This is a genomic window from Loktanella sp. R86503 (genome assembly GCF_042466455.1).
GTDB lineage: Bacteria > Pseudomonadota > Alphaproteobacteria > Rhodobacterales > Rhodobacteraceae > Loktanella.
Genome location: NZ_JAXHCI010000002.1, coordinates 2,930,350 through 2,939,687, shown reverse-complemented (window position 1 = coordinate 2,939,687; position 9,338 = coordinate 2,930,350). Strand labels below are relative to the sequence as shown.

General features: G+C 58.0%; 11 protein-coding genes. All 11 read left to right on the top strand.

The window, feature by feature from the left end:
- Positions 1 to 12: 12 nt before the first annotated feature.
- The 11 genes from fusA to rpsC all read left to right on the top strand — a co-directional run bounded on the left by fusA (position 13) and on the right by rpsC (position 9,335).
- A complete protein-coding gene (gene fusA / locus SJY10_RS15530) occupies positions 13 to 2,136 on the top strand; it encodes an elongation factor G (RefSeq protein ID WP_386684274.1) in 2,124 nt (707 codons plus the stop codon).
- Between the two features lie 60 nt (positions 2,137 to 2,196).
- The gene (gene tuf / locus SJY10_RS15525) at positions 2,197 to 3,372 is read left to right on the top strand and encodes an elongation factor Tu (RefSeq protein WP_386684272.1); all 1,176 of its coding nucleotides are present in this window, start codon (positions 2,197 to 2,199) and stop codon (positions 3,370 to 3,372) included.
- Positions 3,373 to 3,986: 614 nt separating this feature from the next.
- Positions 3,987 to 4,298, top strand: a complete 312-nt coding sequence (gene rpsJ / locus SJY10_RS15520) for a 30S ribosomal protein S10 (protein WP_056032218.1) — start codon at positions 3,987 to 3,989, stop codon at positions 4,296 to 4,298.
- Between the two features lie 14 nt (positions 4,299 to 4,312).
- On the top strand, positions 4,313 to 5,170 hold the full coding sequence (rplC, locus tag SJY10_RS15515) for a 50S ribosomal protein L3 (RefSeq protein WP_386684270.1): 858 nt from the start codon (positions 4,313 to 4,315) through the stop codon (positions 5,168 to 5,170).
- Entirely contained in the window at positions 5,160 to 5,780 is a 621-nt protein-coding gene (gene rplD, locus SJY10_RS15510; protein ID WP_386684268.1) for a 50S ribosomal protein L4, read from the top strand. Before rplC ends, rplD begins: the two co-directional genes overlap by 11 nt.
- Positions 5,777 to 6,073, top strand: a complete 297-nt coding sequence (locus SJY10_RS15505; RefSeq protein ID WP_090189717.1) for a 50S ribosomal protein L23 — start codon at positions 5,777 to 5,779, stop codon at positions 6,071 to 6,073. Before rplD ends, SJY10_RS15505 begins: the two co-directional genes overlap by 4 nt.
- A gap of 266 nt (positions 6,074 to 6,339) precedes the next feature.
- Positions 6,340 to 6,894 (top strand): hypothetical protein, encoded by a 555-nt coding sequence (locus SJY10_RS15500; protein ID WP_386684266.1) that lies wholly within the window; start codon positions 6,340 to 6,342, stop codon positions 6,892 to 6,894.
- A 218-nt stretch (positions 6,895 to 7,112) separates the two neighbouring features.
- The gene (gene rplB / locus SJY10_RS15495; protein ID WP_090189713.1) at positions 7,113 to 7,955 is read left to right on the top strand and encodes a 50S ribosomal protein L2; all 843 of its coding nucleotides are present in this window, start codon (positions 7,113 to 7,115) and stop codon (positions 7,953 to 7,955) included.
- A gap of 1 nt (position 7,956) precedes the next feature.
- Positions 7,957 to 8,235 carry a 30S ribosomal protein S19 gene (rpsS, locus tag SJY10_RS15490; RefSeq protein WP_090189711.1) on the top strand — a complete coding sequence of 93 codons (279 nt, stop codon included), beginning with the start codon at positions 7,957 to 7,959 and terminating at the stop codon, positions 8,233 to 8,235.
- A gap of 3 nt (positions 8,236 to 8,238) precedes the next feature.
- Positions 8,239 to 8,619 carry a 50S ribosomal protein L22 gene (gene rplV / locus SJY10_RS15485; protein ID WP_090189709.1) on the top strand — a complete coding sequence of 127 codons (381 nt, stop codon included), beginning with the start codon at positions 8,239 to 8,241 and terminating at the stop codon, positions 8,617 to 8,619.
- Positions 8,619 to 9,335 (top strand): 30S ribosomal protein S3, encoded by a 717-nt coding sequence (rpsC, locus tag SJY10_RS15480; protein WP_386684263.1) that lies wholly within the window; start codon positions 8,619 to 8,621, stop codon positions 9,333 to 9,335. Before rplV ends, rpsC begins: the two co-directional genes overlap by 1 nt.
- Positions 9,336 to 9,338 lie beyond the last annotated feature (3 nt).

Below are 9,338 nucleotides of genomic sequence, written 5' to 3'. Positions count from 1 at the left end.
GGAGCACCTTTCATGGCACGCGACTATAAACTTGAGCGCTACCGTAACTTCGGGATCATGGCGCACATCGACGCAGGTAAGACCACCTGCTCCGAGCGGATCCTGTATTACACGGGCAAATCCCACAACATCGGCGAAGTCCATGACGGCGCCGCGACGATGGACTGGATGGAGCAGGAGCAGGAGCGGGGCATCACGATTACCTCTGCTGCGACAACGACCTTCTGGCAGCGCCAGGAAGATCCGACCGCTGATGGCACGTCGGACACCAAGTTCCGCATGAACATCATCGACACCCCCGGCCACGTTGACTTCACCATCGAAGTCGAGCGTTCGCTGGCTGTGCTTGACGGCGCGATCTGCGTGCTGGACGCCAACGCCGGTGTCGAGCCCCAGACCGAAACCGTGTGGCGTCAGGCTGACCGCTACAAGGTGCCGCGGATCGTGTTCGTCAACAAAATGGACAAGATCGGCGCTGACTTCTACAAGTGCATCGAGATGATCGAAGACCGCACCGGCGCAAAGACCGCACCGGTTCAGTTGCCCATCGGTGCAGAGACCGAGCTGGAAGGCATCATCGACCTCGTTTCCATGGAAGAGTGGGTCTACGAGGGCGAAGATCTGGGTGCATCTTGGGTCCGTAAGCCGATCCGTGACAGCTACAAAGACAAGGCAGCAGAGTATCACGCTGCCCTGGTCGAGCTGGCCGTGGAAATGGACGACGAGGCCATGATGGCCTACCTCGACGGTCAAGAGCCCGATGCGGACACGCTGCGCAAGCTGATCCGCAAGGGTACGCTGGCCATGAAGTTCGTTCCCGTTCTGGCTGGTTCCGCCTTCAAGAACAAAGGCGTGCAGCCTTTGCTGAACGCTGTTGTCGACTACCTGCCCAGCCCGCTGGACGTTGTCGACTACATGGGCTTCAAGCCTGGCGACGAAACAGAGACACGCAACATCCCCCGCCGTGCGGATGATGACATGCCGTTCTCTGGCCTGGCCTTCAAGATCATGAACGACCCCTTCGTCGGCTCCTTGACGTTTACCCGTATCTACTCGGGCAAGCTGAACAAGGGCGACACCATGCTCAACTCCACCAAGGGGCACAAAGAGCGTGTGGGTCGTATGATGATGATGCACTCGATCCAGCGTGAAGAGATCGAGGAAGCCTTCGCCGGCGACATCATCGCTCTGGGCGGTCTGAAGAACACAACCACCGGTGACACCCTGTGTGCACAGAACGATCCGGTCGTGCTGGAAACGATGACCTTCCCCGAGCCCGTGATCGAAATCGCGGTCGAGCCCAAGACCAAAGCCGACCAGGAAAAGATGGGCCTTGCCCTCGCACGCCTGGCAGCCGAAGACCCCTCGTTCCGCGTGGAAACCGATTTCGAATCCGGTCAAACCATCATGCGCGGCATGGGCGAACTTCACCTCGACATCCTGGTTGACCGCATGAAGCGCGAATTCAAGGTCGAGGCGAACATCGGTGCACCGCAGGTGGCTTATCGCGAAACCATCGGCCACGAAGTCAAGCACACCTACACCCACAAGAAGCAGTCGGGTGGTTCGGGTCAGTTTGGTGAAGTCACGCTGAACATCATGCCGACAGAGCCGGGCGAAGGTTACTCCTTCGAGTCCAAGATTGTCGGTGGTTCGGTGCCCAAGGAATACATTCCGGGCGTTGAAAAGGGTATCAAGTCGGTCATGGACTCCGGTCCGCTGGCAGGTTTCCCGGTCATCGACTTCAAGGTGCAGCTGCTGGAAGGCAAGTTCCACGACGTGGACTCCTCGGTCCTCGCATTCGAAATCGCTGCACGTATGTGTATGCGTGAAGGTATGCGTAAGGCCGGCGCAAAGCTGCTTGAACCGATCATGAAGGTCGAAGTCGTGACCCCGGAAGAGTACACCGGTGGCATCATCGGCGACCTCACCTCCCGTCGCGGTATGGTGCAGGGTCAGGACAGCCGCGGCAACGCGAACGTCATCGACGCCTTCGTGCCGCTGGCCAACATGTTCGGCTACATCAACAACCTGCGTTCGATGTCGTCGGGTCGTGCGAACTTCACCATGCAGTTCGACCACTACGAGCCGGTGCCGCAGAACATCTCTGACGAGATCCAGAAGAAATACGCTTAATCGGGCTGCGCGGGGGAAACCCCGCGCCCCTCATCTTATTCGCATACCAAGGAGGCCATCATGGCTAAGGCAAAGTTCGAACGCAACAAACCGCACGTGAACATCGGGACCATCGGTCACGTTGACCACGGCAAGACGACGCTGACGGCGGCAATCACCAAGTACTTCGGCGACTTCCGCGCATACGACCAGATCGACGGCGCCCCCGAAGAGAAGGCCCGCGGCATCACCATCTCTACCGCGCACGTGGAATACGAGACTGAGACCCGTCACTACGCTCACGTTGACTGCCCCGGCCACGCCGACTACGTCAAGAACATGATCACCGGTGCTGCCCAGATGGACGGCGCGATCCTGGTTGTGAACGCTGCAGACGGCCCCATGCCGCAAACGCGCGAGCACATCCTGCTGGGCCGCCAGGTGGGTATCCCCTACATGGTCGTCTACATGAACAAGGTTGACCAGGTAGACGACGAAGAGCTGCTGGAGCTCGTCGAGATGGAAATCCGCGAGCTGCTGTCCTCTTACGAGTACCCCGGCGACGATATTCCGATCATCCGCGGTTCCGCACTGCACGCCATGAACGGCACCCAGCCTGAAATCGGTGAAGAGTCGATCAAGGCACTGATGGCTGCTGTTGACGAATACATCCCGACACCGGCACGTGCCGTCGATCTGCCGTTCCTGATGCCGATCGAGGACGTGTTCTCGATCTCTGGCCGCGGTACTGTTGTGACCGGCCGTATCGAGCGTGGCGTGATCAACGTTGGCGACAGCATCGAAATCGTCGGTATCCGCGACACCAAGACCACCACTTGCACGGGCGTCGAGATGTTCCGCAAGCTGCTGGACTCCGGTGAGGCTGGCGACAACGTCGGTATCCTGCTGCGCGGCATCGACCGTGACGGCGTTGAGCGTGGTCAGGTTCTGTGCAAGCCCAAGTCGGTTGCACCGCACACCAAGTTCGAGGCCGAGGCCTACATCCTGAACAAGGAAGAAGGCGGTCGTCACACACCGTTCTTCGCGAACTACCGCCCGCAGTTCTACTTCCGTACAACGGACGTGACCGGCACCGTGATCCTGCCCGAGGGCACGGAAATGGTCATGCCCGGCGACAACCTGAAGTTCAACGTCGAGCTGATCGCACCGATCGCAATGGAAGACGGTCTGCGCTTCGCCATCCGTGAAGGCGGCCGTACCGTCGGTGCTGGCGTCGTGTCCAAGATCCTCGAGTAAGCACGTCACGGCTTGGGCGCAGCCCAAACGTGACGGGTGGGACATGGCAGTGGTTTGCTTGCAAACCACGAGAATGTCCCACTCGGCCGATCATTGAAGACAAAGAAGGCCGCTTCCGAAAGGGGGCGGCCTTTTTGTTTGGTGGGGGGCATTGAAGTGGCCTTTGCCAAAAGGCGTTTATCGTTTCTACAATCAAGGTAAATTGGGTGTTAAGGGCGCGCGAAAAAAGCCCGAATGTTGGCGTGCAGCGCGGGTGCCTAACGGCCAATATTCAGACTGAATTAGCCTTTGCTAACAGGGCATAGGCGTTTTACATAATATGTATCGCACGCGAAACATTTACTTTTTGAAATGTATTTATCGCACCAAGCCGGTTGGCAACCTTGTTCGCTGCGGATGGCAATTACCTCGGCAAATGTAAAAACACTGCAACATCCAAGGCAGAACTTTGGGTAAAGCCCCTAGACACAGGCAGCGACTCGCCCTATACGGCCCCAACTCACCAAGGGTGCGCTTTGCGTGCCCTTTTTAAGTTACCATAAGACGCGACGAGGGGGCCGGATGAGCCTGTCTCCTCCTCTCCGATCTAAGCCCTAGTTAAGGGGTGATGTCACATGGCAGCCAGCCAGAACATCCGCATCCGCCTGAAGGCGTTTGACTACCGCGTCCTCGACGCCTCCACCGCAGAGATCGTCTCCACCGCTAAGCGCACCGGCGCTTCGGTCCGTGGCCCGATCCCGCTGCCGAACAAGATCGAAAAATTCACCGTTCTGCGCGGTCCGCACATCGACAAGAAGTCGCGCGACCAGTTCGAGATCCGTACGCACAAGCGCCTGCTTGATATCGTCGATCCGACCCCGCAGACCGTTGACGCCCTGATGAAGCTCGACCTCGCCGCTGGCGTGGACGTGCAGATCAGCGTTTAAGGAGGATATTGAATATGCTCCGTACAGGATTGATCGCGAAGAAGCTGGGCATGACCCGCTTGTTCATGGAAGACGGCCGCCAGATCCCGGTAACCGTCCTTGCCCTGGAAAACCTGCAGGTCGTCGCACAGCGCACGCCCGAGCGTGACGGCTACACTGCCGTTCAGCTGGGCGCAGGCACAGCCAAGGTCAAGCGCGTCAGCGCACCGATGCGTGGCCACTTCGCCAAGGCGAATGTGGAACCCAAGCGCAAGGTTGCTGAATTCCGCGTCGCGACCGAAAACATGATCGCCGTTGGCGAAGAAATCACTGCGAACCACTACTTCGCTGGTCAGTTTGTAGACATCTCCGGCACATCGATCGGTAAAGGTTTTGCCGGTGTCATGAAGCGTCACAATTTCGGTGGTCTGCGCGCGTCGCACGGTGTGTCCGTGTCGCACCGTTCGCACGGTTCCGTTGGTCAGTGTCAGGATCCGGGCCGCATCTTCAAAGGTAAGAAGATGGCCGGTCACATGGGCTCTGCCCGTGTTACCACCCAGAACCTGCAGGTCATCAAGACCGATCCCGACCGTGGCTTGATCATGGTCAAGGGTGCTGTTCCCGGTTCCAAGGGCGCATGGGTCACTGTTAAGGATGCCGTCAAAAAGGCGACGCCCGAAGGCGTGATCTACCCCGCTGGTCTGAAGTCCATGGACGAAGAAGCCAAGCGTCTGGCCGAAGAAGCAGCAGCAGCCGCAGCCGCTGAAGAAGCAGCAGCCGCAAAGGCCGCCGCTGAAGCAGAGCAGGCCGCACTTGAGGCAGCTGAAGCCGAGGCCGCAAACGAAACCCCGGCGGACGACGCCGCAAACGAGGGTGACAACAATGAAGGCTGATGCAATCAAGATCGACGGCGCATCCGCTGGTTCCGTGGAACTGGACGATGCGATCTTCGGGTTGGAGCCGCGTGCGGACATCCTGCACCGTGTGGTCCGTTGGCAGCGCAACAACGCACAGCAGGGCACACACGCCACGCTGGGCCGTTCGGACGTGTCCTACTCGACCAAGAAGATCTATCGCCAAAAAGGCACCGGTGGCGCACGTCACGGTTCCAAAGGCGCGCCGATCTTCCGTCACGGTGGTGTTTACAAGGGTCCAACCCCGCGTAGCCACGGCCACGAGCTGACCAAGAAGTTCCGCAAGCTGGGTCTGCGTCACGCGCTGTCCGCCAAAATGATGGCTGGCGAGCTGGTCGTGATCGACCAACTGGCTGTCGACAACGCCAAGACTGCGGCGCTGGCAAAGCACGTGAACGATCGCGGCTGGAAGCGTGCGCTGATCATCGACGGTGCCGAGGTCAACGCTGACTTCGCCCGCGCAGCGCGCAACCTGGCCAATCTGGACGTCCTGCCCTCCATGGGCGCGAACGTCTATGATATCCTGAAAAGCGATACCCTGGTCATCACGAAGGCCGGTCTCGAAGCACTGGAGGCTCGACTGAAATGAGCGCGAAGGCAGAACACTACGATGTGATCCGCAAGCCGATCATCACGGAAAAGGCGACCCAGACATCCGAGAACAACGGCGTTGTTTTCGAGGTGGCGATCGACGCCAACAAGCCGATGATCAAGCAGGCCGTTGAGGCCCTGTTCGGTGTGAAGGTCAAGGCCGTCAACACGACGATCACCAAAGGTAAAGTGAAGCGCTTCCGCGGTTCGCTTGGTACCCGTAAGGACGTCAAGAAGGCCTATGTGACGCTCGAAGAGGGTAACTCCATCGACGTGTCCACCGGTCTGTAAGACTGGCTTTACGGTTAGACTGAAAAAAGGCCCCCTGCGAAAGCGGGGGGCCTTTCTTGTTTGCTAGATATATTGCTCGTGATATTCGTCGGGAAAATCAACTTGTGGTTGCGGTGACCCTTCTGGTCTGACGTGCTACTTTGAAAATGTTCTGGGAAAGCAAATTGAATATAAAAATATCAGTGTCAGATGCCTGGATGCCAGCACACTATAAGAAGTTACAATTGGCATGTCTCGCAAGTGCTGCCAGTCCGAAGGTTACGCCTATGAGTTGGGGGTTCTCAATCGAATCGTCGCCTGTGCCCCATGTTAAAATGTTGTCCTCTGCGGCATCGAAGTATCGACTGGCGAAGTATTGTGATGGCTTGATGGGGACAGACGACGTCTCGGAGGGCGTAAAGCTGGGAACAGATTCAATTGAGGGGTATTCCGCACAGCTAATGGTAATGCTTTCGTTTGTTGCACTTGAGACGCATCAGAGAATGCTTGGTTCGAAGTGGCAGGACTTTCCGAAAAGCGCTGCTAAACCCGATTTTAGCAAAGCTGCAAAAGGTGTACGTAGCTCTCTGAAGGATCATCAGTTGGCAAGTCTTTCAAAAGCAATGTCGGACGATCGTCTGAAAAAAAGAATAAAGAAATTTCAGGACGGTGATGATCTCCAAGTTCTTGCAATCATATCCGCGTTGCGCAACTCATTTTCGCATGGAAAAATGGGGATTTCCAATTCTATTAGTCTCGAATGCGGTCGGGAGATAAAGAGCTTTCTACTTCAGTCTATTGTAGACGATACGGAGGCAATCATAAGCTCATTTTCTGAGTGAAATGATCGGGTGAATTTAAAGTGCTTATATTCCATTGTGCCGTGGGTGCATGGTCTGCTCCCCCCCCCTTGCCACCTCACCCCCTCCCTGCTATCAGCCGCCAATCACCCGGCCTCGGATTCGTTCCGGGGCCGTTTGGTTTATTCTTTGGGACCTTCGGGGCCCTTCACTTCAGGCAGTTCGCAAGAGTTGCCGCCAAGCAAACGGAAGACAGAAACATGGCACTCAAGTCGTACAAACCGACGACGCCGGGCCAGCGTGGGCTGGTGCTGATCGACCGTTCGGAGCTTTGGAAAGGACGTCCCGTCAAGGCCCTTACGCAGGGTCTGACAAAGTCGGGCGGCCGGAACAACACCGGACGGATCACCATGCGTCGTATTGGTGGGGGCGCTAAGCGTCTTTACCGCATCGTCGATTTCAAGCGTAACAAGCTGGACATGTCCGCTGTTATCGTTCGTATCGAATACGACCCGAACCGCACCGCTTTCATCGCGCTGATCCAGTACGAAGACGGCACACAGAATTACATCCTGGCACCGCAGCGTGTTTCGATCGGTGACAAGGTCATCGCATCGGCCAAGGCTGACATCAAGCCGGGCAACGCCATGCCCTTCAGCGGCATGCCGATCGGTACCATCGTTCATAACATCGAGCTGAAGCAGGGCAAGGGCGGCCAGATCGCACGCGCTGCTGGCACCTATGCCCAGTTCGTTGGTCGTGACGGCGGCTACGCTCAGATCCGTTTGTCCTCGGGCGAACTGCGTCTGGTCCGTCAGGAATGCATGGCCACCATCGGTGCCGTGTCCAACCCTGACAACAGCAACCAGAACCTCGGTAAAGCCGGTCGTATGCGCCACTACGGCGTGCGTCCGTCCGTTCGCGGTGTCGCTATGAACCCGATCGACCACCCGCATGGTGGTGGTGAAGGTCGGACCTCCGGTGGTCGTCACCCGGTCACCCCGTGGGGCAAGGGCACCAAGGGCAACAAGACTCGCGACAAGAACAAGGCGTCCTCGCGTCTGATCGTCCGTTCGCGTCACCAGAAGAAGAAAGGCCGCTAATATGGCTCGCTCTGTATGGAAAGGCCCTTTCGTCGACGCCTATGTGTTGAAGAAGGCCGAAGCGGTCCGCGAAGGCGGCCGCAACGAAGTTATCAAGATCTGGTCGCGTCGCTCCACGATCCTGCCCCAGTTTGTGGGCCTGACGTTTGGTGTGTACAACGGCAAGAAGCATATCCCTGTCAACGTCAGCGAAGACATGATCGGTCAGAAGTTCGGTGAGTATTCCCCGACGCGGACCTATTACGGTCACGCCGCCGACAAAAAAGCGAAGCGGAAGTAAGCCATGAGCAAGGACAAGAATCCCCGCCGCGTGGCCGACAACGAAGCCCGCGCAAAGCTGCGCATGCTGCGTACCAGCCCGCAAAAGCTGAACCTGGTTGCTGCGCTGATCCGCGGCAAGAAGGTTGAGAAGGCCCTGACGGACCTGACCTTCAGCAAGAAGCGTATTGCTGGCGACGTGAAGAAGTGTCTTCAGTCGGCAATCGCCAACGCCGAGAACAACCACAACCTGGACGTCGATGAACTGGTCGTCGCCGAGGCCTATGTGGGCAAGAACCTGATCATGAAGCGCGGTCGTCCGCGGGCTCGTGGCCGGTTCGGCAAGATCGTCAAGCCGTTCTCGGAAATCACAATCCTGGTACGCCAGATTGAGGAGCAAGCATAATGGGTAACAAAGTCAATCCCATCGGCATGCGTCTGCAGGTCAACCGTACCTGGGACAGCCGCTGGTATGCAGATACCAAGGACTATGGCAATCTGCTGCTGGAAGACCTCGCCATCAAGGCGTTCATCCGCAAAGAGTGCCGTCAGGCCGGCATCAGCCACGTGATCATCGAGCGTCCGCACCGCAAGTGCCGCGTCACGATCCACGCAGCCCGTCCGGGCGTCATCATCGGCAAGAAGGGTGCGGACATCGAAGGTCTGCGTCTGAAGCTGTCCAAACTGACGAAGTCCGAACTGCACCTGAACATCGTCGAAGTCCGCAAGCCCGAGATGGACGCAGCCCTGGTTGCTGAAAACATCGGTCAGCAGCTCGAGCGTCGTGTGTCCTTCCGCCGTGCCATGAAGCGCGCCGTGCAGAACACCATGCGTATGGGTGCTGGCGGTATCCGTGTGAACCTGGCCGGCCGTCTTGGCGGTGCCGAGATTGCCCGGACCGAGTGGTACCGTGAAGGCCGCGTGCCTTTGCACACGCTGCGTGCCGACATCGACTATGCGCTGTACGAAGCAATGACCCCCTATGGCATCATCGGGATCAAGGTCTGGATCTTCAAAGGCGAGCTGATGGAGCACGACCCAACCGGACATGATCGCAAGCACGCCGAGCTTCAGGAAGGCGCTGTTCCGCGCGGTCCTGGTGGCCCGCGCCGTGATCGCTAAGGA

Excerpts from the sequence above, each read along its gene's own strand:
- rpsS (WP_090189711.1), top strand. The coding sequence starts at position 7,957 with ATGGCTCGCTCTGTATGGAAAGGCCCTTTCGTCGACGCCTATGTGTTG.
- rpsC (WP_386684263.1), top strand. The coding sequence starts at position 8,619 with ATGGGTAACAAAGTCAATCCCATCGGCATGCGTCTGCAGGTCAACCGT.
- SJY10_RS15505 (WP_090189717.1), top strand. The coding sequence starts at position 5,777 with ATGAGCGCGAAGGCAGAACACTACGATGTGATCCGCAAGCCGATCATC.
- rplD (WP_386684268.1), top strand. The coding sequence starts at position 5,160 with ATGAAGGCTGATGCAATCAAGATCGACGGCGCATCCGCTGGTTCCGTG.
- rplV (WP_090189709.1), top strand. The coding sequence starts at position 8,239 with ATGAGCAAGGACAAGAATCCCCGCCGCGTGGCCGACAACGAAGCCCGC.
- fusA (WP_386684274.1), top strand. The coding sequence starts at position 13 with ATGGCACGCGACTATAAACTTGAGCGCTACCGTAACTTCGGGATCATG.
- SJY10_RS15500 (WP_386684266.1), top strand. The coding sequence starts at position 6,340 with ATGAGTTGGGGGTTCTCAATCGAATCGTCGCCTGTGCCCCATGTTAAA.
- rpsJ (WP_056032218.1), top strand. The coding sequence starts at position 3,987 with ATGGCAGCCAGCCAGAACATCCGCATCCGCCTGAAGGCGTTTGACTAC.
- tuf (WP_386684272.1), top strand. The coding sequence starts at position 2,197 with ATGGCTAAGGCAAAGTTCGAACGCAACAAACCGCACGTGAACATCGGG.
- rplB (WP_090189713.1), top strand. The coding sequence starts at position 7,113 with ATGGCACTCAAGTCGTACAAACCGACGACGCCGGGCCAGCGTGGGCTG.
- rplC (WP_386684270.1), top strand. The coding sequence starts at position 4,313 with ATGCTCCGTACAGGATTGATCGCGAAGAAGCTGGGCATGACCCGCTTG.